26 protein-coding genes and 2 pseudogenes are annotated in these 25,402 nt (G+C 65.9%); 16 read left to right on the top strand and 12 right to left on the bottom strand.

Annotated features, from left to right (window positions below; translation table 11 throughout):
- Positions 1 to 10 precede the first annotated feature (10 nt).
- The 7 genes from APZ21_RS19875 (at position 11) to APZ21_RS19845 (ending at position 8,610) form a co-directional block, all read left to right on the top strand.
- The gene (locus APZ21_RS19875) at positions 11 to 1,120 is read left to right on the top strand and encodes a hypothetical protein (RefSeq protein WP_138456835.1); all 1,110 of its coding nucleotides are present in this window, start codon (positions 11 to 13) and stop codon (positions 1,118 to 1,120) included.
- 152 nt (positions 1,121 to 1,272) lie between these two features.
- A complete protein-coding gene (locus APZ21_RS19870) occupies positions 1,273 to 2,397 on the top strand; it encodes a cytochrome P450 (RefSeq protein WP_138456836.1) in 1,125 nt (374 codons plus the stop codon).
- Positions 2,394 to 3,668: a PLP-dependent aminotransferase family protein gene (locus tag APZ21_RS19865; RefSeq protein ID WP_051047262.1), complete on the top strand. Its 1,275-nt coding sequence runs from the start codon at positions 2,394 to 2,396 to the stop codon at positions 3,666 to 3,668. Before APZ21_RS19870 ends, APZ21_RS19865 begins: the two co-directional genes overlap by 4 nt.
- Positions 3,665 to 4,816, top strand: a complete 1,152-nt coding sequence (locus tag APZ21_RS19860; RefSeq protein ID WP_043736645.1) for a glycosyltransferase family 9 protein — start codon at positions 3,665 to 3,667, stop codon at positions 4,814 to 4,816. Before APZ21_RS19865 ends, APZ21_RS19860 begins: the two co-directional genes overlap by 4 nt.
- Positions 4,817 to 4,820: 4 nt before the next feature.
- Positions 4,821 to 6,545, top strand: coding sequence for a carbamoyltransferase family protein (locus APZ21_RS19855; protein WP_051047263.1), 1,725 nt, complete (start codon positions 4,821 to 4,823; stop codon positions 6,543 to 6,545).
- Complete coding sequence (locus APZ21_RS19850) at positions 6,542 to 7,912, top strand: GDSL-type esterase/lipase family protein (RefSeq protein ID WP_051047264.1); 1,371 nt, start codon at positions 6,542 to 6,544, stop codon at positions 7,910 to 7,912. Before APZ21_RS19855 ends, APZ21_RS19850 begins: the two co-directional genes overlap by 4 nt.
- A complete protein-coding gene (locus APZ21_RS19845; RefSeq protein ID WP_043736648.1) occupies positions 7,909 to 8,610 on the top strand; it encodes an HAD family hydrolase in 702 nt (233 codons plus the stop codon). Before APZ21_RS19850 ends, APZ21_RS19845 begins: the two co-directional genes overlap by 4 nt.
- A gap of 156 nt (positions 8,611 to 8,766) precedes the next feature.
- Here the strand turns inward: APZ21_RS19845 and APZ21_RS19840 are convergent, their stop codons facing one another.
- On the bottom strand, positions 8,767 to 9,189 hold the full coding sequence (locus tag APZ21_RS19840; protein WP_169812115.1) for a hypothetical protein: 423 nt from the start codon (positions 9,187 to 9,189) through the stop codon (positions 8,767 to 8,769).
- 174 nt (positions 9,190 to 9,363) lie between these two features.
- The gene (locus tag APZ21_RS19835) at positions 9,364 to 9,867 is read right to left on the bottom strand and encodes an HIT family protein (protein ID WP_043736653.1); all 504 of its coding nucleotides are present in this window, start codon (positions 9,865 to 9,867) and stop codon (positions 9,364 to 9,366) included.
- Between the two features lie 112 nt (positions 9,868 to 9,979).
- Here APZ21_RS19835 and APZ21_RS19830 point away from each other — a divergent pair, with 112 nt between their 5' ends.
- Together APZ21_RS19830 and APZ21_RS19825 are read left to right on the top strand one after the other, a co-directional pair.
- Positions 9,980 to 10,753, top strand: a complete 774-nt coding sequence (locus APZ21_RS19830; RefSeq protein WP_043736656.1) for a class I SAM-dependent methyltransferase — start codon at positions 9,980 to 9,982, stop codon at positions 10,751 to 10,753.
- 53 nt (positions 10,754 to 10,806) lie between these two features.
- Positions 10,807 to 11,751 (top strand): dihydrodipicolinate synthase family protein, encoded by a 945-nt coding sequence (locus tag APZ21_RS19825; protein WP_082393294.1) that lies wholly within the window; start codon positions 10,807 to 10,809, stop codon positions 11,749 to 11,751.
- A 12-nt stretch (positions 11,752 to 11,763) separates the two neighbouring features.
- Here APZ21_RS19825 and APZ21_RS19820 read toward each other — a convergent pair whose 3' ends face one another.
- From APZ21_RS19820 to APZ21_RS19800, 4 genes are all read right to left on the bottom strand, one after another.
- Complete coding sequence (locus APZ21_RS19820; RefSeq protein ID WP_051047265.1) at positions 11,764 to 12,375, bottom strand: P-loop nucleotide/nucleoside kinase family protein; 612 nt, start codon at positions 12,373 to 12,375, stop codon at positions 11,764 to 11,766.
- Positions 12,376 to 12,430: 55 nt separating this feature from the next.
- Positions 12,431 to 13,882 carry a metallophosphoesterase gene (locus APZ21_RS19815; protein WP_228806990.1) on the bottom strand — a complete coding sequence of 484 codons (1,452 nt, stop codon included), beginning with the start codon at positions 13,880 to 13,882 and terminating at the stop codon, positions 12,431 to 12,433.
- A gap of 177 nt (positions 13,883 to 14,059) precedes the next feature.
- Positions 14,060 to 15,535: a hypothetical protein gene (locus tag APZ21_RS19805; RefSeq protein ID WP_043736662.1), complete on the bottom strand. Its 1,476-nt coding sequence runs from the start codon at positions 15,533 to 15,535 to the stop codon at positions 14,060 to 14,062.
- Between the two features lie 401 nt (positions 15,536 to 15,936).
- Entirely contained in the window at positions 15,937 to 16,275 is a 339-nt protein-coding gene (locus tag APZ21_RS19800; RefSeq protein WP_043736664.1) for a helix-turn-helix domain-containing protein, read from the bottom strand.
- A 528-nt stretch (positions 16,276 to 16,803) separates the two neighbouring features.
- Here APZ21_RS19800 and APZ21_RS34800 point away from each other — a divergent pair.
- The 4 genes from APZ21_RS34800 (at position 16,804) to APZ21_RS19780 (ending at position 19,197) form a co-directional block, all read left to right on the top strand.
- On the top strand, positions 16,804 to 17,124 hold the full coding sequence (locus tag APZ21_RS34800) for a type VII secretion target (RefSeq protein ID WP_054814841.1): 321 nt from the start codon (positions 16,804 to 16,806) through the stop codon (positions 17,122 to 17,124).
- A complete protein-coding gene (locus APZ21_RS19790) occupies positions 17,121 to 17,882 on the top strand; it encodes a hypothetical protein (RefSeq protein ID WP_054814840.1) in 762 nt (253 codons plus the stop codon). Before APZ21_RS34800 ends, APZ21_RS19790 begins: the two co-directional genes overlap by 4 nt.
- The gene (locus tag APZ21_RS19785) at positions 17,879 to 18,433 is read left to right on the top strand and encodes a hypothetical protein (protein ID WP_054814839.1); all 555 of its coding nucleotides are present in this window, start codon (positions 17,879 to 17,881) and stop codon (positions 18,431 to 18,433) included. Before APZ21_RS19790 ends, APZ21_RS19785 begins: the two co-directional genes overlap by 4 nt.
- Positions 18,434 to 18,795: 362 nt before the next feature.
- Entirely contained in the window at positions 18,796 to 19,197 is a 402-nt protein-coding gene (locus tag APZ21_RS19780; protein WP_054814838.1) for a hypothetical protein, read from the top strand.
- A 484-nt stretch (positions 19,198 to 19,681) separates the two neighbouring features.
- Here APZ21_RS19780 and APZ21_RS36420 read toward each other — a convergent pair.
- Both APZ21_RS36420 and APZ21_RS35705 read right to left on the bottom strand, forming a co-directional pair.
- A pseudogene (locus tag APZ21_RS36420) lies at positions 19,682 to 20,945 on the bottom strand (IS1634 family transposase); the annotation flags it as partial.
- Positions 20,944 to 21,222 (bottom strand): annotated as a pseudogene (locus APZ21_RS35705) (transposase); the annotation flags it as partial. The pseudogenes APZ21_RS35705 and APZ21_RS36420, both read right to left, overlap by 2 nt.
- Positions 21,223 to 21,426: 204 nt before the next feature.
- On the opposite strand from APZ21_RS35705, the gene APZ21_RS34230 reads away from it, so the two are divergent.
- The gene (locus APZ21_RS34230) at positions 21,427 to 21,612 is read left to right on the top strand and encodes a hypothetical protein (RefSeq protein ID WP_156371214.1); all 186 of its coding nucleotides are present in this window, start codon (positions 21,427 to 21,429) and stop codon (positions 21,610 to 21,612) included.
- A 323-nt stretch (positions 21,613 to 21,935) separates the two neighbouring features.
- On the opposite strand, the gene APZ21_RS19765 is transcribed toward APZ21_RS34230, so the two are convergent.
- On the bottom strand, positions 21,936 to 22,151 hold the full coding sequence (locus APZ21_RS19765) for a heavy-metal-associated domain-containing protein (protein WP_054814835.1): 216 nt from the start codon (positions 22,149 to 22,151) through the stop codon (positions 21,936 to 21,938).
- A gap of 178 nt (positions 22,152 to 22,329) precedes the next feature.
- Here APZ21_RS19765 and APZ21_RS19760 point away from each other — a divergent pair, with 178 nt between their 5' ends.
- Both APZ21_RS19760 and APZ21_RS34225 read left to right on the top strand, forming a co-directional pair.
- A complete protein-coding gene (locus APZ21_RS19760; RefSeq protein WP_054814834.1) occupies positions 22,330 to 22,680 on the top strand; it encodes a hypothetical protein in 351 nt (116 codons plus the stop codon).
- A 15-nt stretch (positions 22,681 to 22,695) separates the two neighbouring features.
- On the top strand, positions 22,696 to 23,052 hold the full coding sequence (locus tag APZ21_RS34225) for a hypothetical protein (RefSeq protein WP_054814833.1): 357 nt from the start codon (positions 22,696 to 22,698) through the stop codon (positions 23,050 to 23,052).
- Positions 23,053 to 23,411: 359 nt separating this feature from the next.
- Here APZ21_RS34225 and APZ21_RS19750 read toward each other — a convergent pair whose 3' ends face one another.
- The 3 genes from APZ21_RS19750 to APZ21_RS19740 all read right to left on the bottom strand — a co-directional run.
- The gene (locus APZ21_RS19750) at positions 23,412 to 23,957 is read right to left on the bottom strand and encodes a GNAT family N-acetyltransferase (protein ID WP_054814832.1); all 546 of its coding nucleotides are present in this window, start codon (positions 23,955 to 23,957) and stop codon (positions 23,412 to 23,414) included.
- Entirely contained in the window at positions 23,954 to 24,805 is an 852-nt protein-coding gene (locus APZ21_RS19745) for an ABC transporter substrate-binding protein (protein ID WP_162240366.1), read from the bottom strand. Before APZ21_RS19745 ends, APZ21_RS19750 begins: the two co-directional genes overlap by 4 nt.
- A 164-nt stretch (positions 24,806 to 24,969) precedes the next feature.
- Positions 24,970 to 25,402: FecCD family ABC transporter permease (locus tag APZ21_RS19740; protein WP_156371213.1), on the bottom strand; the 433-nt coding region annotated here is incomplete at its 5' end.

The raw sequence follows: 25,402 nt of genomic DNA, 5'->3' as shown, positions 1-25,402 counted from the left end.
AGGAAACGCAATGTCTACCAGCACAACCGGCGTGCTCGCTGGCGAGAAGGCGCTACGCCACCGGCTCACGGCCTTGTCGCGGTCGCTGCGCGAGGTGACCGCGGTCGAGCACCTCCAAGAGCCGCGGTACATCAGCTACGACACCGTCCGCGATGCCGACGGCACCACCTACGGCCGCAAGAAGGCGATCCTGATGTCGGGCGGCTGTTCGGTGCCGACCTGCACCATGTGTCCGTTCACCAACTACAACAACTTCGGCCTGCACGGCGCGAACCCCCGGGGCTTGCGCGAGCAGGTCGCCACGCTGCTGGCACGCACCGATGACGAGCCGGACTACGACATGCTCGCCCTCTACAACGACGGGTCGTTCTTCGCCCGCCGCGAGGTACCGGCCGAGGTCCAGCTCGATATCGCCCGCCGCGTCGCGGTCACTGGTGTGCGCCGCCTGGTCGTCGAAAGCCTGCCCCAATTCCTCACGCCCGAGACCCTGGCACCTTTCGTCGAGGCCCTCGGCGATGTCGAGCTCGAGGTGGGAATCGGGTTGCAATCGGCCGACCGGCTGGTCCGCGAAACCCTGGTCAACACCCGAATCACCCGTGAGTCGTTCGAAGACGCGGTGGCGTTGATGCAGGCACACCACGTAATTCCCAAGGTGTACCTGATGATCAAGCCCCCGTTCCTCACCGACGGCGAGGCCATCACCGACGTGATCTCCTCCACCGAGTACGTGGCCTCGCTCGGCATCGGCGGAGTCACCGTGTGCCCGACGAGGCTGGCACCGAACACCGTGGCGTGGTGGCTCTACCAACGCGGGCACTACCAGGCGCCGAACCTGTGGACCGTCGTCGACGCCGTGCGCGGCGCGCACGCCAAAGCGGCGGTGCGGGTGGCCTGTATCAACATGCGCGGCACAGACTTCGACTCGGTGTACCCGGACTCCTGCGAGCGCTGCGCGAACGGCATCGTCGACGGGCTGGTGTCCTACAGCGTCACCGGTGACCTCGCCGATTTGCCCGTCACCTGCGACTGCCGGCCTGACATACGAGCGGTCGACCTCGACCATGACGCGATCCTTGCCCGCACCGCGGCATCCCTCGACGTCGGCGAGGCCACCCCGTGAAACCGCCACCTACCATCGCCGAACCACCACCAGGGTCGCACCTGCCGCAGATTCTGGCTGCTGCGCACGCTCGGCATGGCCCCGTCTTTGGTGTCGGCTCAACGACGGGGCCGCCGACGGTGTTCTGCATCGGGCCGGACTCGGTGCGGGAGATGTTCGACCAGGAACGCGCAGGCACGCTGAGGGTGTACAACACTGCGGCGGTGCAGGCGCTGTTCCGCAGAGCGGTGTTCACCCTCCACGGTGCCGAACACCTGCGGGCGCGCAGTTTCCTGTCGACCGGGTTGCGCCACGGTGCGGTCACCGCCTACCTGCCGACAATCGGCGCTATTGCGCACCGCCATGTCGCCCAATGGGCCACCCTGCCGACCATCGAGCTCTATCAGGCGGCGCGCGACTACACGATGGCAGTGTGCCTGGCCGCGATCATCGGCCTGGCCGTCGACGACCCCATCGCACAGCGGGTGCCGGACCTGTTCGACCGATTCGTCGCCGGAACCGAACTCCCACCGACCCGCACGACCGGCAGCGACCCGGCATACGCCGCCGCACTCGCCGCCGCCGAGGAACTGCGCGCCCTGCTCGAATCGCCCGCAGTGCGCATAGAGGGCAGGGCCGAGTCGGTGACCTCGAAGCTGGTCGCCGCCGGTCACGCCCCGGGCGGAAGCTTGGCTGATCATCTGCTGGCCCTGCTGATCGCCGCGCGAGAAACCACCGCCAGCCTGGTTACCTGGTTGCTGGTCGAGTGCGCGCTCGACGACCAGCTCGCCACCGCGCTCACCGCTGAAGCCCGCAGTCTGGTCGAGAACCCGTTGCAGGTGCTCCAGCACGGCGCTATCCCGCAGTTGCGGCACGTGCTGACCGAGTGCACCCGAGTCCATACACCCAACACGATCGCGACCCGGCGGGCCACTACGCCGGTGACGCTCGGCGGCTATCTGGTCCCAGCAGGCTGGCACGTCGCCTACAGCGCTCCCGTCACCCACCTTCTACCGCAGGAATATCCGGACCCGGAAGCGTTTTGCCCGCAACGCTTTCGCAGTGCCGAGGGCAGGCGCCGCGCCGCGGGGCTGCTCGCGTTCGGACGCGGCCCGCACGCCTGTGCAGGTCGCGGGTTCGCCGAGGCCACGACACTGTTGCTGGCGGCGGCTGTGCTGGCCGAACACTGGATCGACCTGCCGGCCCGACGACCAGAGGTCGGCCGATTCCAGCCGGTCCGGGCGCCAGCGGGGCCGGTCGAAGCCCGCATACGCACAAGGGAGGTGGCTGGCCGGTGAACATCGACGACATCGTCGACCGGCTCGCCCGGTTCGAAACCGCGACAGCAGCCCGGCTTCATCTGATCGCCAGCGAGAACCAGATGCCCGCCGACGCCCGGCTGCCGTATGTGAGCGCTGCCGCCGTCCGCTACTGCTTCGGCAGCGCCGAGGACACGCACTGGGCGTGGCCTGGACGCGACGAACTCGCCGAGCTGGAATCGGTAGCGGCCCACGCCATCGGAGAACTCCTCGGCGCCCAGCATGTGAACACCAAACCCGTCTCGGGATTGTCGGCGATGACGGTGGCGCTCTCGGCGCTGGCCGGGCCGGCACACACCGTGCTCAGCCTCGCCGAAGCCGATGGCGGTCACGGCTCGACACAGTTCGTCGCACACAGGTTCGGGTTGAACTGGCAGCCCCTGCCCGTCGACCCAGCCACTATGGGCGTCGACCTCGAGCTGCTGGCCTCCCAGGCCCGCCGGACCAGCGGGCCCGTGCTGGTGTACCTCGACTCGTTCATGGCGTTGTTCCCCCATGACATCGCCGGCATCCGGGCCGCGGTCGGCGAGGACGCGGTGATCCATTACGACGGCTCGCACACCCTCGGCCTGATCGCGGGCGGCGCGTTCCAGAACCCCCTAACCGAAGGCGCCGACAGCCTCGGTGGCAGCGTCCACAAGACCTGGCCCGGTCCGGTCGGCAAGGGCATCGTGGCCACCAACGATCCGAACCTCGCCCACCAGATCGACACCCACGCCGCCGGATGGATATCGCACCATCACCCCGCCGACGTCGCCGCGCTGGCGATCTCGACGGCATGGATGACCGCCCATGCCACCCACTACGCGACCGCGACCGTCACCCACGCCCGCCGCCTGGCTTACGCCCTCGCTGCAGAGGGGTTCACCGTGTGCGCGGCCGACCACGGATACACCCGATCACACCAGGTGTGGATCGACATCGCTCCCACGTGCCCGGCTGATACTGCCTCACGGCTGCTGTATGAGGCCAGGATCGTCGTCAACGCCATCCCGTTGCCCTACCTGCCCGAGCCCGGCCTGCGGCTGGGAGCACAGGAACTGACCTTCGCCGGTCTCGACGCCGCGGGTTTCGACGAACTCGCCGCGCTCATGGCGCGCGTACTCATCCACCGCGATCACCCTGAACAGGTCGCCCGCAACGTCGCAGACCTGCGCATCCGCTACGGCATCGGCGACGCCGCTGCGGCCGACCATACGGCGCAGGAGGTGCTGCGCCGAGCGTGGCGGCAGGAAGAGAGGACTTCATGAACGCCACTGATCTGCCACTGACCACCAGCGACTTCTTCTGGCGACCCGACTGTCGTCATTTCATCGGCGGCCTGCCGTGCAAGCACTGGCGTCCTTGCCCAGGGTGCACACTGTATGACCCGGTGACCCACCGCATCCTGATCGTGATGCTCAAACGGATGGGCGACATGCTCATCGCCTCCCCACTACCGGCCCGCATCAAAGCCGAACACCCCGGCGCACACATCACCTGGCTCGTCGGCGCCGAATCCGCCCCCATCGTGGAGATGATCCCGCACGTCGACCGCGTCCTGACCTGGGAGACCGAGACCGCCCACACAGTGCTCGCCGAACACTACGACGCCGTCTACAGCTTCGAACGCCACCCCGCCGTGGCCGGGCTCGTGCCCCGGATCAGCGCCGAGCACCACGCCGGCCTCGCCTACGGCGGCGAGAACAACAGCCTCTATCCGATCGGCACAGCGGCCCGGCACTTCTTCGCCATGAACACCTGGAACGACTTCCGCACCAGCGGAAACAGTAAGACGTGGACCGAGCTGTACTTCGAGGTCGCCGGCTACATCTACACCGGCGAGCCCTACCAGCTGTCGGTGCCGGACGCGGCCAAAGCCCGCGTCGCCGCGCGGCTAGGTACCAGCGGCGGCTGGGTCTGCCTTAACGTCGGCGGCTCCAAGACGACCAAGCTGTGGCCCACCGGTCACTGGGCCGACCTCGGGCGGCGACTGCTCGGCGACGGGCACCGGCTGGTCATCACCGGCGGCCCCGCCGACGCCCGCACCTGCCACCAGCTGTTACGAGAACTGGACACCGGAGTGGGCCGAGTGCGTCACGACGCCATGACCCTGCAGGAATTCGCCGCGGTCCCGGACTTCTGCGACGCGATGGTGACCGGCGACAGCCTCGGATTCCACCTCGCCCTCGCCTACGACCTGCCGGTGGTGCTGCTCCTGGGCCCGAGCAACGGCGCCGAAGTCATCCCCAAACACGCCGACAATGTCACCGCGCTGCGGTCGACTCTGCCGTGCTCCCCGTGCGCACACCGGGTCACCTGCGGCGGGATCGGCGGCTGCATGGACACCATCACGGTCGCCGACGTCCATGGCGCGGTCCGCAACTCACTGTCCACAGCCGCCGTGCGGGAGGGCTGACCGCGTGGGATACGTGCTCGGGCTCGGCGGCCCCTACCATCACGACGCCTCCGCCTGCCTCGTCGCCGACGGCCAACCCGTCGCGTTCGCCGAAGAGGAACGGTTCTCCCGAATCAAGCATCACCGCGATTCCCGCTCGGCCGCCTCCTCGGCCGCATGGTGCCTGGCCCAGGCCGGAATCCGGTGCGGTGATATCGACGAGATCGCGGTGGCCTGGAACCCGTACTGGCCGAACCCCGCCGATGAGATCACCGACCCAGACCTAATCGCTGAACTCCTCGGACCGCTCGGCACCGGCCCGGAAAGACCACGTCGACTGACCATCGTCGGCCACCACCTCGCCCATGCCGCCAGCGCCTTCTACCCCGCAGGTGTCGCCGACGCCGCGGTCATCGTGGTCGACGGCTCCGGCGACGGTGTCTCCACCAGCATCCATCACGGAACCCGAGCCGGTCTGCGATGCCTGCGAACCTTCCCGTTCACACAATCACTGGGCTGGTTCTACCAATTCGCCACCGAACACGCCGGGCTCGGCGACTGGACCCACGCAGGCAAACTGATGGGCCTGGCCGCCTACGGAAAACCGACCATCGACCTGAACTTCCTGCACCCCACCCGCGACGGCTACCACCTCGACCTCACCCCCTACGGCCTCGCACCCGAGGCCGACCACACCGCCGGCTACACCGACCTCACCTACTACCGAGCCCTGCGCCACGCCTACCGCAAGGCATTCACCGACGCCGGAATCCCGCGCCAAGCACCAAGATCGGACGACGCCCACCAAAGCCTCGCCGCCGACCTCGCAGCATCGGCCCAATTCCTGCTGCAACGCTGCCTGATCAGCGTCGTCTCCACCGCTCTGGAGGAAACCGGCGCGACCGCGCTGTGTCTGGCCGGCGGTGTTGGGCTCAACTGCACCACCAACGGCATCCTCGCCCGCACCCCCGACACCGACACCTTGTTCGTGCAACCGGCCGCCGGTGATGCCGGATGCGCTCTCGGCGCAGCCCTGGAAGTCGCGCACCGCCGCGGTGACCACACAGTGCCCGGTCCTCGCCAAGCACACGCCTTCTTGGGTCCGGCCTACGACAACCACGCCATCGAGACCGCCCTGCACGATGCCGGCGCGAACTTCACCACCCCACCCGATATCGCCGCGACCGCCGCCCGCCTGATAGCCGAGGGCAAGGTCATCGGCTGGCACCAGGGCCGCGCCGAAGCCGGTCCACGGGCACTCGGTGCCCGCAGCATCCTCGCCGACCCCCGCACCACCAGACTGCGCGACCGCATCAACCGCGACATCAAACACCGCGAACTCTGGCGGCCCCTCGCACCGAGCATGCTCGACCCGACCGGCTGGACCACCACACCCGACGGCCCGGCAGAATTCATGATCGTCGCCCACGAGGCCACACCCCGAGCACGCCAACAGATCCCCGGCGTCGTCCACGCCGACGGCACACTGCGCCCACAACACGTCGACCCCGCACACCAACCGGAATACGCCCGACTCCTGCACGCCCTCGAAGCCGAGACCGGGATCGGCGTCGTATTGAACACCAGCTACAACGGCCCCGGCGAACCGATCGTCGACACCCCAGCCGACGCACTCGCCAGCGGCGCCCGACTCGGCCTGGACGCCCTCGTGATCGGCGACTACCTCGTCACCACACCACCATCGGCACCCACCCATCAACAGCACCGACCACCGAGAAAAGGATCATGACCAGCGTGACCGACACCGACTCGATTGCCCTCACAGACCGAGTCCGCGCCCGCTACGGCGACGCGGTACACATCGGCGCCGACTGCGACATCGCCGACGACGTCGACTTCGTCGTCGACACCGACGCCACCATCACCATCGGTGACCGTGTCAGCATTCGCCGCGGCACGACCCTGCAAGCCAACACCGGCGGACACATCACCATCGGCGACGACACCGCCCTCGGCGAGAACGTCGTCCTGTCCGCCATGACCCGCATCCACATCGGACGCGGCGCAGGAATCTCCAACATGGTCGACATCCACGACCACAACCACCGCGCCCGCACCCCCGACACCCTCACCCCGGGTGAGCCCATCACCCCGTGGGCCAGCGGATTCGACACCGCTCCAGTCACCATCGAGCCCGGCGCGATCGTCGCGAACAAAGTCTCGATCACCGCCGGCGTCACCATCGGCCAAAACGCCCGCATCGGCGCCAACGCCGTCGTCACCGCATCCGTGCCGCCGAACACCACCGCCGTCGGCGCGCCCGCCCGCGTCACCGCCCGCCACCCCGGACCCCTCGACCCCGAACACCCCCGACCCCAACTGCGGATCGGCTGGTTCGGAACATCCCTGATGGAACACTACGAAGCCCACAACCCCCGCCTCGCAGTCCAAGCCGATCTCCCCGAGATCGGCGAACAGATCACGGTCACCGAATGGCGCAAACGCGGCTACGTCCATGTCCTGACCACCGGATGGTCCACCCGCTACCCATGGATCACCTTCACCACCGACAACCACGGCGAAGGAGGAGCAACCAGCCGCGACGTCCTGACCAACCTCCGAGCCGCAGTCGACGCCGGCGGCCGATGGGACCTCGCCGTCCTCGGAGTCGGCCTCAACGACGTCTGGCGACACCACCAAGGCCGGATGAGCGAAGCAGTCGGCATCGGCGAATACGACACCAACATCCGCACCGCCCTCGGGCTCCTCAGCGCCTGCGCCCGCCGGATCGTCGTGATCGGTGAACCCCCGATCGGCTGGGACCCCACCATCGACGTCGCCGCCGCCAACGGCGATCTGACCGAATACAACCAGCGCGCCCGCCGCGCCGCCGCCGACCACGACGCGGTCTTCGTCGACATCTGGGACGACATCACCTATGTCGCCACCTGCTTCGGATGGTCACCCGCCACCCCCACGGCCCCAGCCGCCGAAGCACCCAGCGTGTGGGCCGACGGAGTGCACCTCTCCGAACAAGGCGACGAAACCGTTCGACACATCACCGACCAAGCCATCACCGCCCACCGAGTCCTCGATGGCCTGCTCACCCTCGACAGGCTCGACCGCGCGACCGCGGCTCGGGAATACGCCCAGTGACCCTCGCCCACCCGGCGATCAAGACCATCGCAGACGTTATGCGAAGTGCGGACCCTCCTCGCGTCGTCTTCTGCGATTGGCACGGAGTGCTGTGCCGGAAACCGTTCTGGCACAGCATTACCGACGATCCGGATCACTCCCTTTACGCTGTTCTGAATCGAGAACTGGACCGGCTGTTCACGACAGGCAATCGGGAGGGCCGCGAATGGATGTGCGGAAAGCGCAGCTCCCGCGACATCCTCACCAACCTCGCTGCCACGCACTCGGGCCTCGATGTTGACCAGCTCCTGACGCAACTCGCACACGACATCGCCCACATGCCCGTAAACCAGTCGCTTCTCCGAGCACTGCGTGACGCCCGGTACCACTCGACCGTTGTCCTGGCGACCGACAATATCGACGCGTTCACCAGCACCTTTCACGCCGTCACGTCCAGTCATAACGAACAACCATCAGGCACGGAGACGCTGAAAGAGGCTGCCGCCGTATTCGACGACATCATCAGCTCGAGCGACACCGGCGTACTGAAATCCGAAGACCCTGAAGCCTTCTTCGGCTCCTGGCTGACCACCGCAGGGCTCTCCTTCGGCGAGGCGCTTCTGATCGACGACCGCGCCGACAACTGCGCGGCATTCGAACGATGCGGCGGTGCCGCCATCGAATGGACCCGATATCGGCTGGAAGAGCTGTCCGCCTGAACGAGCCACCGTAGACCTGCTGCCAAATGCAAACCGGAGCGTTCAACCGAGCAGCAGCAAGAACACGAAGCATCAGAAGAGAGCCGACGACCGATGGCCGGTGGATTGATCGGCCACCGGTCGAAGCCCTCTGATTTCTGTGTGGCAGGCCAGCCCCTACTTCAGCGCTTGCAGGGCGGTATGTACCTCAGCGACCTCGTCGAGCAGCATGTCGAGACGGTCGAGCAGGTCCGCCCGCCGTTGATGGGTGCTCACAACAGGCAGTTCCGAAGCCTCGCTGGTGCCGACTTCGGAGCGGTCGAGCGGCTGGTCCGTCGCCGGGGTCGTGCCCTGGTCTTCTCCGAAGATTGTGCTGCATAGTTGGCGGACACGTTCTTCGTCGTTGCGGGAGAAGCGCCACGCTTCACCATCCGAGGTGGGTGTGCCACCGAGTTCGTCCGCCGCGTCGTGGAAACGGCGGTCGTATGGTGCCTCGACTTCGACCTCGGACCCGACCGAGATGATTACACTTTGCATTGCGGAGCCCTTTCTCCGTACCTGCCCCGGTCTGGTGTTGGCCCACCAGCCGGGGCGTCTCAATTCTGGCGGATACGACGCTATATGTGCGCCCGGAGACCATCAATAGGTAATTCAGCGAAAAGATTTCCACAGCAATATTTTTCGCGAGTCCATCGGAAAACAATTTAGGGATTGGTCCTACACTTGGCGGTTACTCAGCTACCTGCGGATATGAATTCTTCGACGCATGGTGGTTCAGTTCGTGCCGTCGGCAGCCAAGGCGGCGCGGATGAGGCCGGCGAGTTCGACTGCCTGCTCCAGAGACCAGGACAGTATTCCGTTTTCCGCCATCAGGGCATGGAATTGCTGTTCGCGGTAGGGCACTCCAGGTGGTAGGGCGGCAACGTGCCAGTGGAGGTGAGCGTTGCCCTGTTGGCTGCCGAGACTGGCGATATATAGCCGTTCGGTGGGGACCACCGTTTGCAGTGCTCTCCCAACGCGGCGAACCATTCTCATCAGTCGCAGATATTCGTCTTCGTCCAGGTCGTCAACCACATGCTCATGGTGATGTTTCGGCGAAACGAGCACGTAGCCGGGCAGGGTCGGATACCGGGACAGGAACGCGATGTTCTCATCGTCCTCAGCAACGATCTGCTCAAGCTTCGAGTCGTGCTGTCCCGCGACGATGGCGCAGATGAAGCACGGTTTCGAGCGAACCCGCCGTTCATAGTCGTCGATGTCGAACGAGATGCGTTCCATGACAACGATTCTGCGCCGATCCTGCTCACGAAGGCGCCGGAACGGCACGATAATTACGCGGCGCGGTGCCGCCTGATCGGGGTGGTCGCGGTGAGCAGAAGGAGCTGAATCAATGATGTTCGACGACAAGTTGGGCGAGTTCCAGCAATGGCAGGCCAGCCCATGGGGCAGGCTGCGGTACACGGTGGCGATGGCGAACCTTGTCCGGCACCTGCCCGCCGAGCGAGGACTGGAGATCCTCGATGTCGGTGGTGGCAATGGTGTGGAAGCGGTTGAACTCGCTCGACGCGGACACCACGTCACCATCGCCGACCCCTCACCCCAGTCCCTCGCCGAAGCGAACACGATCGCCTCCGAGCGTGGCGTCCGCGACCACATCACCACATACCCGGCCGATATCGACTCCCTCGGCGCCACGCTGGGCACCGACGGCTTCGATGTCGTGCTACTGCATAACGTGCTTCAGTACCTTCCGGAGAGGGAACGCACCGCAACCATGCTGGCGGACCAGCTTCGGCCGGCTGGGGTGCTGTCGCTGATAGCACCCAACGCTGACACCGACCCACTGCTGAGTGCGGTGCGTGGCCTGGATCTGGACGAAGCACTGTGGCTGCTGGATAGCCCCACCCGGTACAGCGGCGCGTACGACACCAGAACTCACGCCTGCTATGCCGACCGGGTCGCGGCGGACCTGCGCACGGCGGAGCTGAGCGTTATCGGGAGGTACGGCATCCGCTGTGTCTGCGACCTCATCGTCGACGACTCCCGCAAGTCCGACCCGGATTTCTACAGCAAGCTCGAGCGGCTGGAACTCACCTTGTCCCACCGCGCTCCGTACACCCATACCGCACGGTTCTTCCACCTCATCGCAGCCCGCGCACAGTAGATGCTCCGCACGGCGTACGTCCCGAGGCGTTCGCCGAGCCTCTCGTCCGCACGATGCGCTGCGGAGAGCGTGGGAGGCTGGGGGCCGTGACCGAATCCTTCTCCTGTCCGATTGTCGCTACGGTAACGCCGTACCAACGTGGCGGTCACCTGGATCTTTCGGCGTTGAGCGACTATCTGGATCTGATTGGGGCTGCGGGTGTCGAGACGGTCCTGGTCAACGGAACCACCGGGGAATTCGCCAGTCTGACGGTGCGCGAGCGGATCCAGGTCGCCGAGCACTGCCGAAGCAGGTGGAGCGGTGTCCTGGTCGTGCACGTGGGTGCATGCGCGGTCGGTGATGCCGTGGAATTGGCGCGCCACGCCAGCGACTTCGCCGATGCGCTGGCGGTGATGAACCCGTTCTTCTTCGCCGAGGCTGCCGAAACCGGGATCGGGGCCTACTTCCGCGCAGTGTTGCCGCACTGCCTGCGCCCGACACTGCTGTACAACTTCCCACGCCACACCCAGGCACCAATCCCACCGCGGCTCGCCGCGCAGCTGGCCGGAGAGTTTCCGCAGCTGACCGGGATCAAAGACTCCGGGAAGGACCGCTCATTGACCTACGAGTATCAGCAGATCGGCCCCGACTTCCGGGTGTATCTCGGTGACGACCGGATCGGGGCCCGGATCGCGGAGATCGGGGCGGCCGGGGTGGTCACCGGCGCCGGAGGGCCGGTCGCGGAGCTGCCGGTAGCGGTCGCAGCGGCGGTGGCGGCCGGTGACATCGAGCGTGCCCAGGCCCGGCAACACGAATTCGACCGCTACACCGACGCCCGTAAACGACTACCCATCAGCGATGTCGCCTTCGCCAAAGCCGCGGTGTCGACCCGGCTGCCCGGGTTCCCGACCCTAGTCCGGCCACCGCTGACCTCAGCATCACCCGAACATGCGCGAGAGATCCACACGGTCATGAGATCGATACTTCCGCTACTCCACCGTGACAACCCGGCGTACTGATCAGAATCCGGTTCAGTTTTCGATCACGAGATCGCACACTGTGCGGGCCAGTTCCCGAACTCCGGAATCGAGAACACCGGACCGATACCCAGTCCAGTCCGCCAACTTGGGTGCGTCGCGGGCAGAACCCCGTGCGATCATCCGCTGTCGAACCTGTTCGGTGGGCGAGTCTATCCACACGGTCACGACCGGCAGGTCCGCCTCAGCTTCGGTGTGCTGTCGCATGAAAACTCCCAACGGAAGTCCTGCGGCGCCTGCCGCACGCATGGTCGACAGGAACGGTGCGTCCAGCACCACCGGGTGGTGGGTGGCCACGGTCAGGCCGGTACGGATGAGGCTGTCGTAGATGCCCGGCGCAACGACCTCGCGGTAGGTGTCGGAATCGCGATCGAACGGATCGCCGGTCAGCCGCGTCATTACCGACTCCTCCAACGCCGGTGCGAGTGTGTCCTTGTCCAACACGACCGCGCCCATCCCCGCGGCGAGCCACCGCGCGGCCGAGGACTTGCCTGATGCGGGGAATCCGCAAATCACCATCGCACCAGTGCTCCGGATCGGTGCCGCCGCCTGGTCGAGCTGCTCGCAGACCAGGGCGGCCAGGGACGTCGACTGCTGTTCTTTCATCACCGATGGACTCCATCACACTTGCTTGCGCTGGCGAATTCAAGCCGCGTGCTGGTCACGTTGCGGGAACCGGTGTGCGTGCGCGGTGGGCGCGAACACGGCATTTGCCGGAGCAGTACAGTGCTGGTCTGCCACCGCGGCGCTGTTTCAGTGGCGCCGCGCACCCCGGTGCGGCGCAGATCCCAAGACGGTTCGGGCGACCTTCGGCAAGGCCGGGCCGTTCGGCCGGCGTCGGCGGTAGGGTGTGGCAGCCGTCCCGGTGTACTGGCCACTGGCTTTCGGTGCGCCACAGCTGGCGGTGGGTGCCGTGGTCGTCGACCTCGTAGGGTTGATAGCCGAGCCGAGCCAGTTCGGCGGCGTCGAGTCCGCGTTCGCGATGGAAGGTGTTGATGGTCGAGGCGCCGATGGCGCTGCGAATCTGGAAGCAGGGGCGTCCAGGGTGCGCGCCGCAGCGTAGGCACGGCTGGTCCATTTCGCCGTAGAACCCGCGCCAAAGCTCGCCGGTCACAGGCATGCTTGTGGCGAGGGACGCGTGTGGTTCGGCTTCATCAGGATGAAGTGGAGTCACGCTCGCGGTGACGGGATCGACCCATTCCGCGCGAACCAGGAACGGGAACCGCCTGCGTAGCTGCTTCCATGCCCCGGATGGCCGAAAGGCGTCTGTCAGCGTTGCGTGCACGTAGTCCAGCGACCGCGTGGCGGCCGTGAGCTCGGTGAGGGTGCCTTCGACCCGGACCAGTCCAGACGGCATGAGTAGAGGGACTTCGGTGGTCGAGGTCAGCCCGTCTGCGCCGAGGTCGATCATGCAGACCGATTTCGGCGGGTCGAAATCGATGGGCCGCGGGCCGAAGTCGTAGACATAGGGCAGAGGCGAGCCCGAGTAGCGGACCGCGCGGGAGACCGCGTGCGGCCAGTGTAGGTCACCGAGCGCGACATAGTCGATTCCGGCGAACACCTCGACCGGGACCGTGTGACGGCTACCGACCCGCAACCGTTCCGGACCGCGTTCGGTGGGGTCGGCCACTGGAACATGACCGACCACCACCGAACGCGCTTCCGGACGGCCCGCCAGGTCCGCACGCACTCGCGTCATCGCGGTAAGCCAGCGATCGGCGTGCGACCGGCCCGCACCACAACCGAGCGCGGATCCAGTGAACTGCAGACATGGAACCCCGTACACCGCGACAGACCCGTGCTCGTCGTCGAACAACACCGGCCTGCCGATGCCGGCCACGCTGGTCACCAAGTGCAACCCGCCTGCGGCAGAGAACACTGCTCCGGCTCCCAGACGGATCGGTGAGTCATGGTTACCTGCTATTATCAGCAGCTGCGCGCCAGCAGCTCGGATCGCGGCGAACGCGTCCTGACACACAGCAACCTCGGCCTCAGATGGATCGGTTCTGTCGTATATATCGCCAGCGACGACCACGAGATCGACTTCCCACTCCTCTACGAGTGCTGGGATCTCCCCGACGAGTATGACCCGCTGAGCGGCCAGCAAGGGCATGCCACGCATCCGGAACCCGATATGCCAGTCGGACGTGTGCAGGATCCGCATGCGCGACAGGATATTCCGCGCCACTGACAACTCTCGCGGACCGGGGTCACAGTGCCCAGGGGTACCCGCAAGGAGTTCCAGCGGTGGGCCTTCGTGCGGCAGGCGCCGGCCGTTTCGCTGCTCCGATTACCAGCCGAAGTAGCTGCGGATGAGCAATTCGTCCGGGCGTGGCTCGGGTATATGGAGGTCTTTTGGCGCGCATCCGAGGAGTGGGTGGGCGTCTGCGGTGGGGTCGGTGGGGTGGTGGAACAGGATCAATTCGATCACTGTGTCGACGTAGGCGAGCGCCGTGGTCATCAAGGTGACCGCGAAGGTGGCCAAGTCGCCGACGGTCGTCGGTTCGGCCGACAGGACCGTGGTGCTGGCCTTCCAGACGCCGAGTTTGGCGACCTGTTGCTGGGTGAGTTTCACGTCGTCGAGCAGGTCGAGGTTTACGGCGATGGTGGTAGCGCTGCCGTATCCACGGCTCGGTACCGGCCCAGTCGGCAGTACGGCCTCATGGATGTAGTTGCGCAGTGTCGAGGTGATGTAGGCGTAGGTTCTGTATTCGACGATCCGGTCCACGATCTCACCGGCGGCGTATTTCTCGACGATGTGGCTGGTGATTAGGGGCAGAGAGTGCAGGCTCTTGGGTTCGTTCCTCTTCGGTCCCCGGCCGTCGTGCAGCCGTCTGAACAGTCGGCCGAATGTGTCGAATACTGCGGTCAGGTAGAGCAGTTCGCGGTCGAATGCCTCGCTGACCCGCTCGGTGGTATCGGCGGTAGGTGTGTGCGGCCCGTTGTGGGTCGACAGTGCGGCCAGCAACTCGTCGAGCGCGCGCAGCGCGCGCTGGGCCCGTGCCGAGATCGAGCCGAGGTCGGAGACGACATCGGTGTGCCTGCCCATCAGGGCGGCCACCATCAGGTGGCGAAGATGCGGGATGTGGCTCTCGATCCCGATGTGGTAGACCCCGCTGACCGATCCGGCGCGCAGATCGTCGTAGACGATGACGCCCGTTCGGTTGTACCGCAGGCTCAGGTTTCCCGTCATGCGCAGATAGTGACCGAATATCGGTAGCAGGTCGGGAGGGGTGATCATGGCGGCGATATCGTTGTCGGCGACTTCGGGTCGGCCCGCGGTCGGCGCCTCGGTCACCACAACGTCTAGCCCGAGTTTGAGGGCCACGGCCGCCAGCGCTGCGGCGCGGTAGCGGTCTTCCTCGGTGAGGTCGGATTCTGCCGACTGTAGGGCGTCGAGGTTGGCGTAGACGCCGAAGAACGGGCACCAGCCGCCGAAGGTCTGCTCGCCTGCGGTGTAGGTGGTCACCCAGACCTGCGACGCGTCGGCGATCTTTTCCAGTTCGCCGAAGCTGTGATAGTCCACGACATGCACGATCGCGCAATCGAGGCGCTGCCTCCACGGTTCGGTCAGATCGTCGTGTTGCTCGCCGAATACGAGGAACGCGGGCTCGATTTCCGGGCGCCGTCGCAGCACCGATACGAAGTCGGCGATATCGGGCGGCTCGGCCCCCAGGGTCGACAGATCCAGGCCGACTCGCAGCGGGCCGCGTCGCCGGGACGAGTGGATACAACGGCCGATGCTCGCCATGTGGTGCACGGACATACCTCATGAAGCGATGCTCCGGCGCGTCGTGGGGCAGTACCAGCCCCTCAGTGCCGGTCACGCCGAAAGTCTCTCCCGCCACGGCAGTCCGGCGCTACATCTGTTTCGATGACAGCGCCCGGTGTAGCGGGTCGGCCTGGTGGTGGTTCGGCCAGCCGCCTGTTCTGGTTTCTCGTCGGCGGTCGCCGTGCTCCGGCGGGGCCCGGCGGCCGTCGAACCAGCCGCGGACGGCGATGAATCGGAGCTGGCCGGGCCGTCCGCGTCTCATTCGATAAAGCCCGGCTCCATCGGCCGATGGCATCTCTACCCCAGGGGCTCATCGCCACGATCCGCCACCGACCGGTCATCCGGGCCGCAGTCTCGGAACACCTCTCCTTACGAGGCGATAGCGTAGCCACCGATTACACTCGCGCTCTCCCATGAGGATCCCGCGTGGGTATTCCGCGCCGACGAAGTGCCGTCAGGACGGTGGTGTGGTTGACGTCGAGATGGTTGCCGACCCGGGCGAGTGACCAGCCGAGCTTGTAGAGATGGATGGCGGTGTCGACCTGGTCGGGGGACAGCCCGCGGCGGCGCATCGGTACCTCGTGTCGGTGGAGGATATTGCTGACTGTGCGCCGTTCGATACCGAATCGGGCAGCCAGTTCATACACGGTTGCTCCGGCCTGGTAGCCGGTGATCAGCTCCGCGACTTCATCGGCGTCGAGTTGCCGTGCCCGCCGGGGTCTGATTCTCACCACAGGCGGTGGGGCCGATGTTGTGGGGTCGGGTAGCTTCTGGATCAGGTTTTCCAGGGCTTCCGCCTGCGTTTCAGGGCTTCTACCTGCGCTTTTAGGGTTGTAGTAAGGTCCCCCAAGGTCCACTCGCTGTTGAAGCCGCAGGTCATCGACCTGCGGCTTGGCATTTGTGGGCGTTGCGCGAACACTTGGCAGTGGTTCGATCAGTGATGAGCGTCGTTTCTGTCCACGTGCTCTTGTGAGTCAGGGCACGCACTATCCGGGACGGCTAGTCACATGTTCTGAGAGCGGATGTCCGTTCGTGACGCGCATTCGCGTCCGGGTCGTGTAAATGCGCCACTTCTCCTGCTTCTGTCGAAATCGTATGGGCGCAGGGGAGTGGCGAGTGCGGTAGTCGATGGTTCCTCATGGTCAGGCCCGTTGTGGCAGGCCGGTGCCGAGTCGATGGAACCGAATGACACGGGGCAGCGTCAGATACCTTGCAGGAGTGGTTGTTCGTTCGCAACGATCGCAGAATCGGTAGGTGTTTTGATGGCCGAAGAATTCCGGGTCAGCCCGGACGATATGGACTCGGCGGCACGTGGGTTGTGGAAGATCGCCGAGGACAACAGCCAGGCTGTCGTTTACGCCCAGAGGTGGCTCGAAGTCCAGAGCAGCGGTGGCTTGGTACTCGCGCCGGTACTCGATCAACTCCAACAGGTGTGTGACCAGTTGAAATCGAACTATGAGCGCTTGGGCGTCGTGACCGACGATTCGTCCAGCGAACTCACCAACGCCTCGCGCATGTACCGGACTACAGACGCTGTGCAAGCCGAGAACATGGACACCTACTACGGAAGGCTCGGCAAATGACCCCGACGACTTCCTACCCTGTCGAGAAACTGTCCGAGCCGGACTTCTCTGATCCGATCCATGACTACGTCGAACTCGTCATCAGTGGCAACGGTACGAGTTTGACCTACCACCTCAACAACTTGATCGCGATGGCGACCAGTCCGTTCGTGGACGGCGGAGGTTTCAACTGCATCGCCACGATCACCAACAACCTCTCCGGAGATTGGGTCGCACTACAGAAGTCCGCTGACGCTATCGGCAACCTCGCCGCCTACAACCAGGCGTACCACGAGGCGATCGACGCTGCGATGAGCCATGTGGAGCAATCCTGGCAAGGGAATGCCGCCGAAAGCGCACGCGCGTACTTCTCGTCGCTGACTGCCGCTCTGGATGGCCAAGCCGGGGCGTTGAGCAAGGTCGCCGATGAGATCTCCGCCTATGCGCTGGCCTCCTACGGGATGGCCAACGGCATCGCCGACCTCGTGCAAACTCTGGGCGATCTCGCCATCGAATGGGCGGTCACCCAAGCCGCGGCTGTCGCGTCGGCTTCCACCGGAGTCGGTGCCGGTGCCGCAGCGGCACTCGAGGCAGTCGCCGCAGCGCTGGCCGTCTATATGGCGACCCGGGTAGTGAAGGTCATCGGTAACCTCGGGCACATGGTGAACGCCTCGGAGGCATTGGTCGGGGTGATGTCGGGCGGAATCAGCGCGGCGATGGAAGCGTCACAGCTCCCTGCGCTTCCCGCAGCCTCCTACGATCACCCCGGTGTGTCATGACAACACGCGACGACGAACCGATGCTCGATCTGGTCGGCCGCGATGTCGGTATGTCGCGGCACCTGTCGAAGGCATTGAAAGTCCTCGTCGACAGCCCTGGCATCGACAACGACCTGCGAAAGCAGTTACGCGAGATCATGAACGGTCGAGGCAGCCTGCGCGATCTGGCCCACAACGAATCCTTCACCCGCCTCAGCGAGGCCACACTGCCCAAGGTCATCGCCGATATCGCGAGTAGAACACCCGAACAGATGCAGCAACTCGCGCGAGCCGGGGAACAGATACTCGACACCTACCGCAATCAGATCCCCGACACATCATCTGCCGCCGACAGCACACCGGAATCGGCCACGCCGGGGGCCCGGACGAACACGTCCACTACCCCGGCCGAACCGACAGCAGGATCGGCGAACGGCAATGGTCCCGTGGTACCTCGCAATGTGATTCCAGGAACCCGCAAACCCGATCGCGAACAGATCGTCACCCCCGACGAACCCGATGACGACGATCGCTACTATCGGGACCGACGCCGGAGCGGCTGGCTGGAATGAACAAGGAAGTACCGTGGACCCACCGCGATCGAGCAAGCGATCCCGCTGGTGACGGCCGATATAACGGTGCGCCACCGATGACTTACCAGCGGCCCTGGACCGGTGTCGACGATGCGACGGTTCGGCTGCGTCGATGCCGAGAACCTCTACCCCACACCAAATTGCTGTATCAGGACGTGGTGTCGCGGACTGTCGAACCACTGGAATTGGAAGTTGCCCAGCAACTTCCCGACCTCTGTAGTCGACACGGACGCCCCGCACGTTCCCGGACGCCGATCAGAGTGTGCTTCTACGATTCCAGCCATCACCCTCGATTCCCCCGCATCACGGTGAAAAGGTGGCCGACACGACAGCTTTCGCCGATGTCGACGATCCTGATCGGCGACTGGCCGGTCTGCGACCGCTGCGAACAGTCCGGCCGCCGCTACCGACGTATCGCCGCAGTTCTGGCGACAGTGATGGCCGCGAATCTGCTCGTCTTGGCGATCCTGATCATCGCGGGCTGGGCGGGGCTCGAAGCCGACCTTCAGACGGTGGTCCGCCCCCTGGTGTGGGCATTCTTCCCGGGCTCGATCCCCATCGGGATAGGTGTGGCGGCATGGCTCGCCAGCCGAAGTATCGCGCCCGTGGTATTCCGACCGATCTACGACGAACGGTTCGCCTTCGTGCAGGCTCACCCACGCTTCCGTACAGCCCTTCAGGCCATTCCCGATACAAGACAACCCGATGAATGCGACGACGACCAGACAGGGTCCGGTGAATGAGGCGGTAGTGCTTGCGAATCATCGACAAATAGCGTCGATTTCGCGCCAGCAGTGTCTGACCCGCGCCGCGCCGAACTCCAGCAGGCCGGACCCGGGCCGTTCTCTCACCCCCGCCGGGTACCCACCGGCACGATCCGAATCGCTGGCCCTTCGACGGTCGAAGTGTTCGGGTTGTGGAGCGTTAGACCCACTTAAAGGAGTAGGGCAGATGGGTCCTACTCCTTACTCCCGTTTTTTCTGGGGTTTTTGGACATCACCTTGTGCATAAATGGACGTCGCGGTCGCCGTTCGGTGTGATTCTCGCTGTGTCAGGTCCGGGTTCGTTTGTGGGTGTCGCGAGTGGGGATGCCGCGGTCGTGGAGACGGTTGAGCCTGGGTTCCGCATAATTCGGTCCGGCTAGAGCACCGATTTATGCCCTGACCTGCCCGGACATGGAGAAACGCGCCCGGAGAGCGTGTCTCTAGGCGCGTGTATCGCTGCTGGTCAGGACGCCGGCGTGAGCTCGACGATCTGCTTCGGAACTGGGATGCCGAGCTTGGTCAGCACGTCGCGTTGGGGCTTGGTCGGTTCCGTCGCCCGCCGGAACGTGCCCGCAGGGCCGGTGAACGTGCCGACATGTAGCCGGTCCAGGTCGCGGCGCAGCGCCGACCAGGTCGCGCCGGTGCTGGTCTCGATGATCCGGATCATCAACAGCCCGAGCCAGCACAGCACGACATGCGCGCGGATCCGTTCCTCGAGCCGGTGATAGACCGGCCGCAGATCGAGGATCTGTTTCATGTCCCGCCAGCCGCGTTCGACCTCGAGGAGCTGCTTGTAGCCGACCGCGATATCCGCCGCCGACAACGACGAATCCGAGCAGCGCAGCAGGTACTTGCCGTCGAAGTTGGCTTCCGCCTTCACTTTCGACGCGCGTCGACCCGCAGCTTCCCGGCTCGCGTGACCCGCAGGAACCGGTTCAGCCCGGGCATTGTCTTGATCTTGCCGCGCAGCTCACCCCGCTTGAAGTCGGTGAGCGCGTCGCTGCCGTCGATCAACTCGCCAGGTGGGCGATCATCTTCTCCCTGATCGCCGCATCCCGTTGCGCGGCTTCGGGGTTGGAGCAGATCACGAACCGTTCCGACTCGCTGACACGGACTTCCCTGACCCGCATGTTGTCCGCGACATCCAGATACCGGCCTTGCCGTGACATCGCGGCCCGCACTTCCTCGCTCCCGGACCGCATCTTCTCGCCGATGATGTAGTGGTGATCGCCCTGGCGGAGGTATTGCCGGTTCGCGGCGCAGGAGAAGCCGCGGTCGGTGACCCACACGATCTTCGACAGCGTCCAGTCCCGCATATCGTCTTTCACCTGCCGGATCAGGGCCTGATCCGAGGCGTTGCCGGGCCACGACCAGCAGCGGACCGGGATCCCGTCACGAGTGACGGCCATCCCGATCACGACCTCGAGGTTGAGCAGGGTCTCGACATGGTCGAACACCTGCCGTTCGAGGTCGTCGGTCACCGAACCCAGCCAGTCCATCGCCCGGTAGCAGGCATCATCGGTGGTCTCGGGCAAGCCGTCGATGTGGACGTCATTGGTGATCCAGTCCGCGGCGGCCAGTTTCGACGACGGCGCCAGGACCCGGTTCGCGACCAGGGCGAACAGGACGCGTTCGGTGGTGGTCATGTCGCGGGGCCGGCCACGGCGGGGCCGGCCGAGGCGGGTCACGATCGTCTCCATGCCCAGGCGCCGCCATAGGTGGTCCAAAATCGATCAACCCGGCGCGGTGGCAGTGGGCGAGCATCGTCTCGTGCAAGGCGTCGAACACGTCCGCCGTCTGCCAATCGCGTAGCCGTCGCCAACACGTCATCCCGGACCCGAACCCCAATTCCTGAGGAAGGTCTTCCCAGCCGATCCCGGTGACCAGCACGAACAAGATCCCCTGCAACACCAGCCGGTCGTCCATCCGCGCGGGACCCGGTGTCCCCGGAGGGCGCACCGGGAGTAGCGGTTCGATCACTGCCCACAACTCGTCGTCCACGATCCACGGTACTGCCACGACGAAACATACTGCACTGCAACAGGAGTCAATACCAACTCCCCGAACCTGTTAGTGGTCGCGAGCGGGTTCTCGCCGGGGCGGAACAACTCCTCGAATGGGTCACCGCTGCCCGTCACCAGCTCATCCCGGTGGTCGGCGCGGGTATGACAGCGGTGGTGTCAACCACGATGAGCAGACTCGCATCGGGTGCGAACGCCGTCGCGGCGCGCGCCGCGGATGCCGCGATGGTCGTCTACCATCGTCGGCGCGCTGTCGGGGTCGCTGGTCGTCTACGCGGTGGTGTCGCGCGTGCCGGTGCTGTCGTGGCTGTTCGATGGTCGCCGGATCACCCGTGCTCGGTTCGGGGCGCGCGAACGCCGGATTCGCGATTGAATTCGGGCCTCCGGCATTCGGATGCCGGGCGACCGGATTCGACTCGATTCCGAGGGAACCGGGAGCCATCGGGAACCGGGAGCCATCGCGCCGCGACTATGAACGAGGGAGTTCGCTCGGGCGCCGGTGGTCCTGTGTCGTCCTGCGACTCCCGCGGACTTCGCGGCGTGTCGAACCGGTGTGATTGAAAGACCGGCAAGCGATCCATGATCCCGTCGCGGACTTGTGGCCGAAGCGGGGGAGATGCGGCTGCACGCGGCGAAGTCCATCGGCACCCGTCATCGGCGCGCGCCGTCCGGCGGTCGCGCCGATGACGCGCCGATTCAGACCAACGTGAAATTTCCGCCGCTGCGCAGCGCGCGGCGGATCTCCTCGGCGCCGAGCTCGTGATCGGCGTCGACGGTGACCTGCGACAGTCCCTCGATATCGAGGTCGACGCTCACTCGGTGGACATCGGGGATCGTCGAAATCGCCTTCTCGACCGTTCCGACGCACCCCTGGCAATGCAGACCATCCACAGCGAATTTGGTTTCGGACACGACACTCCCCTCATCTGAGAATCGGACGTTCCGTGCGGTGATCGCCGAGCGACGAGGCCGCAGCTATCCATGATACTGCGGTTGCCGTCGGGATGCTCGATATCGCCGGACCCACGGGAACCTCCAGCGGTCTTCCGACGACCAATGAGTGACGGTCACGCCGTGACGAGAGGTCTCGATGACGAACACAGATGCCGACGGCGGCCGGGTCGCACCGACGCCGCGACCGGTCGACCCGACAAGCCGCCGGAACGCGGGTGTGCTCCCCGATCCGGCGGCGGATCGGCGGCGAGCCGTCTTGGCGGCGGCTGTCCTGCTGCTTTCCCTCGCGGCGATGGCCGTCTTCCTGATCGTCACCGCTAGCGACTACTACCTGGGCGACCTGCGGGTGTTCGTGTCCTCGCCCGGCTGGGCCGCCGACGGGCAGCTGTACGAGGCGGCGGCCCGCACCGGGGACGGGTCGGTCGCCATTCCCTTCGGGTCGGCGGTGTCGCCACCGTCGCGAATCAGTCCCTTCGTGCGGTCCTGAGTCGATTCGCGGGCGGTGACGTCGGATTCGGCCCTCTGGATCGCGGCGGCGGTGCCGCTCCTCGGCTCGGCCGCGCTGGTCGTTGCCCGGTTCCGGCACGATCGCGTGGTCCTGATCTGGGTTCCGTCCGCGGTCGCGGCGGCCCTGTTCCCGCTGGGGTGGTCGCACCAGTGGATCTGGCTCGTCCCCATGCTGATGTGGTTGCGCGCGAACCCGCGCGACCTACAGGGACCGCCTCACAGGGCGGCCGGCGGTCACCGGCGGACCGCGGTTCCCGAGGCCCGAACTCAGCAGCAGACGAAGGCGACGGCGAACTCTGCCCCGGTGCCGCGAGACACCGTTCATCGGGAACAGTCGCGGCGTGACGGGTGAGCAGCACTAGCCACCGGCGACCCGCTGGTCCCGCGCCGGCGACTCCGACCAGTACGCATCCCGCCACCAGCAACACCAGCGTGCTGTCGGTAGGAACCATGCCGCCGCCGATGCCGTGGGCGGCCAACGCCGCCGCTCCCGACGCCGCGCCTGTCATCGCGCCGCGCAGACGCGCGACAAGGACAGACGCGGTGGACATATCGGGAACGATACCGCCCGAGCGTTCACCCATCCGATCGAAACCGTCACGATGAACTCTCCGCTTACGGCGCAGCAGAGTCGCGCCGATCGCCGTGGCGTCGCTGATATCGGCCGCTGTAGGTAGGGGCTGTGGCAACCCGTGCGAGCGCCGGTTGCGCTCAGTCCAGTGGGATCTCGAGATGGACGGTCTGGAATACCGCGTCCGGTGTGCGCGCGTCGTGGATGATGGTGCCGAAGGTCCGCCAGAACTCCAGTGCTCCTGGCGATTTGGCGTCGGTGTGGAGGTAGAGACGGCGCAGGTTGGGGTTGTGCCGCACGAAGTCGATGGCAGCCCGCACGAGCAGGGTGGCCAGTCCACGTCGTTGATGCGGGGGATCGACGTAGACCCGGAACAATTGGGCCGTGACGCCGTCGGGGAACTGTTCGGCCAGCCAGGCCGGATGGGGTGGATTTCTCGGGCCGCGTGCCTGAATCGCGGTGGTGGCCACCACTTGCCCGTCACGCACGGCGACCCACAGGCGTTGGTCGGGATGCTCGAGATAGGTCTTGGCGGGGTCGACGACGTCCTCGTGGTGTTCGGGCATGTAGCCGCAGCCGAGCACATTGTAGAAGGTGTCGAGCATGATCCGGCGGGCCGCGGGCAGGTCCTCGACGCGGGCTTCGCGGATCGCGTAGTCGACCTCGAGGCGGGTCGGCGTGCTCATCGCAGTGCCTCCAGCTTGCGCGCCAGCACTTCGAGCCCTTCGACGGCGACCGGGCCGGGGCCGGTGTAGCCGAAGGGGACGGCGATGATCCGGTTGTCCCGGATCGCTTCGACCGAGGCGAGTTCGGGGCGGGCGCGCAGCGCGGCGGTGGCCGATTCGGGGGTCTGGTCGCCCTGGGTGAGCAGGATGACGACTTCGGGGTCGCGTTGGATGAGCGTCTCGGTGTTGGCTCCGAATTGGCGTTTGGCGACGTCACCGAAGATGTTGGTGAGCCCGAGCGTACCCATCTGGGTGTTGACGGTGCTGGTGGCGCCGTAGGCGTTGAGGGTCGAGCCGTCGCGGCTGAGGATCAGCGCGGCAGCGGGGCGCGACGCCGACCCGTTCTTCGGCTTGTCGGCGACCGCCGCCACCCGTGCGCGCAGTGCCGTGGCCTCGGCGTCGGCGGCTTGTTTGGTGCCGAACAGTCGTCCGTAGAGCTCTATGTCGGCGAAAATGTCATCGAAGCTGCCCGCGGCATTCTGGCAGTAGCCGCGCGTCACCAGCAGCGGAATGCCCATGGGCGCCAAATCATCCGCGGTGACAGCCGCTCCTTCGAAGCTGACGACTACGTCGGGGGCGCGGTTGATGATCTCCTCGCGCGCCAGTTCCGCTTTGGGGGTGACGAATTCGGCGTGGGCGAGCCGGTCGGCGTATTGGCCGGGGAATGAGGAGGTTTCGAAGGTGCGGGCCACGATGCGGTCCGCGGCGCCCGCGGCGGCGATCATCGGGGCGGCGATGGACCCGACGGTGACAGCTCGTTGCGGTGGCGCGTCGAAGGTGACCTCGCGTCCGCAGCTCGAGATCGTCATGGGGAACTCCGGGGTCGCCACAGGCGCGTTCGAGGATGTGGAACCGCCGCACGCGGTGATGCCCGCGACGAGGGCGACGGTCGCCGACAGTAAGGCGGGCCGCCGGAGACGGCGGAGGTGGAGGGTATTCACTGTTGTCGTCATTTCCTTTGCTGGACAGAGGGTTATGTTGAGGTTGCGCGCATGCGTCTGATGAGCACGAGCAGGAGCGGGGCGCCGACGACCGCGGTCACGATGCCCAGTGGCAGTTCACGCGGGGCGAAGGCGATTCGGGCCACGACGTCGGCGGCGACCAGGAATATCGCGCCGATCAGGGCCGAGACGGGGATGAGCGCGCGGTGGGTGGCACCGACGCACAGTCGGGCGATGTGCGGGATGATCAGGCCGACGAATCCGATCGCGCCGGACACCGCCACCACGGCGCCGACGCCGAGCGCGACGATGCCGAGAGCGTAGACGCGCAGTCGGACCGGTGAGAATCCCAGCGTGCGTGCGGTGTCGTCGCCGATGGCCAGGGCGTCGAACCGGGTACCCATGGCGAACAGGGTCGCGAGGAAGATCAGGACGACGCCGCTGGTGAGGCCAACCGAGGACCAC

Origin of the sequence: Nocardia arizonensis (assembly GCF_001310275.1) — a bacterium.
GTDB lineage: Bacteria > Actinomycetota > Actinomycetes > Mycobacteriales > Mycobacteriaceae > Nocardia > Nocardia arizonensis.
The sequence above is the reverse complement of the archived record's forward strand: the minus strand, read 5'-3'. Positions and strand labels throughout refer to the sequence as shown.

What these genes read in the sequence shown, in the direction of transcription:
- APZ21_RS19815 (WP_228806990.1), bottom strand. Translation starts at nt 13,882, where the DNA reads ATGCCCTTGCTGGCCGCTCAGCGGGTCATACTCGTCGGGGAGATCCCA.
- APZ21_RS19750 (WP_054814832.1), bottom strand. Translation starts at nt 23,957, where the DNA reads ATGAGCACGCCGACCCGCCTCGAGGTCGACTACGCGATCCGCGAAGCC.
- APZ21_RS19875 (WP_138456835.1), top strand. Translation starts at nt 11, where the DNA reads ATGTCTACCAGCACAACCGGCGTGCTCGCTGGCGAGAAGGCGCTACGC.
- APZ21_RS34800 (WP_054814841.1), top strand. Translation starts at nt 16,804, where the DNA reads ATGGCCGAAGAATTCCGGGTCAGCCCGGACGATATGGACTCGGCGGCA.
- APZ21_RS19850 (WP_051047264.1), top strand. Translation starts at nt 6,542, where the DNA reads ATGACCAGCGTGACCGACACCGACTCGATTGCCCTCACAGACCGAGTC.
- APZ21_RS19790 (WP_054814840.1), top strand. Translation starts at nt 17,121, where the DNA reads ATGACCCCGACGACTTCCTACCCTGTCGAGAAACTGTCCGAGCCGGAC.
- APZ21_RS19830 (WP_043736656.1), top strand. Translation starts at nt 9,980, where the DNA reads ATGATGTTCGACGACAAGTTGGGCGAGTTCCAGCAATGGCAGGCCAGC.
- APZ21_RS19780 (WP_054814838.1), top strand. Translation starts at nt 18,796, where the DNA reads ATGTCGACGATCCTGATCGGCGACTGGCCGGTCTGCGACCGCTGCGAA.
- APZ21_RS19745 (WP_162240366.1), bottom strand. Translation starts at nt 24,805, where the DNA reads ATGACGATCTCGAGCTGCGGACGCGAGGTCACCTTCGACGCGCCACCG.
- APZ21_RS19805 (WP_043736662.1), bottom strand. Translation starts at nt 15,535, where the DNA reads ATGTCCGTGCACCACATGGCGAGCATCGGCCGTTGTATCCACTCGTCC.
- APZ21_RS19835 (WP_043736653.1), bottom strand. Translation starts at nt 9,867, where the DNA reads ATGGAACGCATCTCGTTCGACATCGACGACTATGAACGGCGGGTTCGC.
- APZ21_RS19785 (WP_054814839.1), top strand. Translation starts at nt 17,879, where the DNA reads ATGACAACACGCGACGACGAACCGATGCTCGATCTGGTCGGCCGCGAT.
- APZ21_RS19860 (WP_043736645.1), top strand. Translation starts at nt 3,665, where the DNA reads ATGAACGCCACTGATCTGCCACTGACCACCAGCGACTTCTTCTGGCGA.
- APZ21_RS19760 (WP_054814834.1), top strand. Translation starts at nt 22,330, where the DNA reads ATGACGAACACAGATGCCGACGGCGGCCGGGTCGCACCGACGCCGCGA.
- APZ21_RS19820 (WP_051047265.1), bottom strand. Translation starts at nt 12,375, where the DNA reads ATGAAAGAACAGCAGTCGACGTCCCTGGCCGCCCTGGTCTGCGAGCAG.
- APZ21_RS19870 (WP_138456836.1), top strand. Translation starts at nt 1,273, where the DNA reads ATGTTCGACCAGGAACGCGCAGGCACGCTGAGGGTGTACAACACTGCG.
- APZ21_RS19825 (WP_082393294.1), top strand. Translation starts at nt 10,807, where the DNA reads ATGCGCTGCGGAGAGCGTGGGAGGCTGGGGGCCGTGACCGAATCCTTC.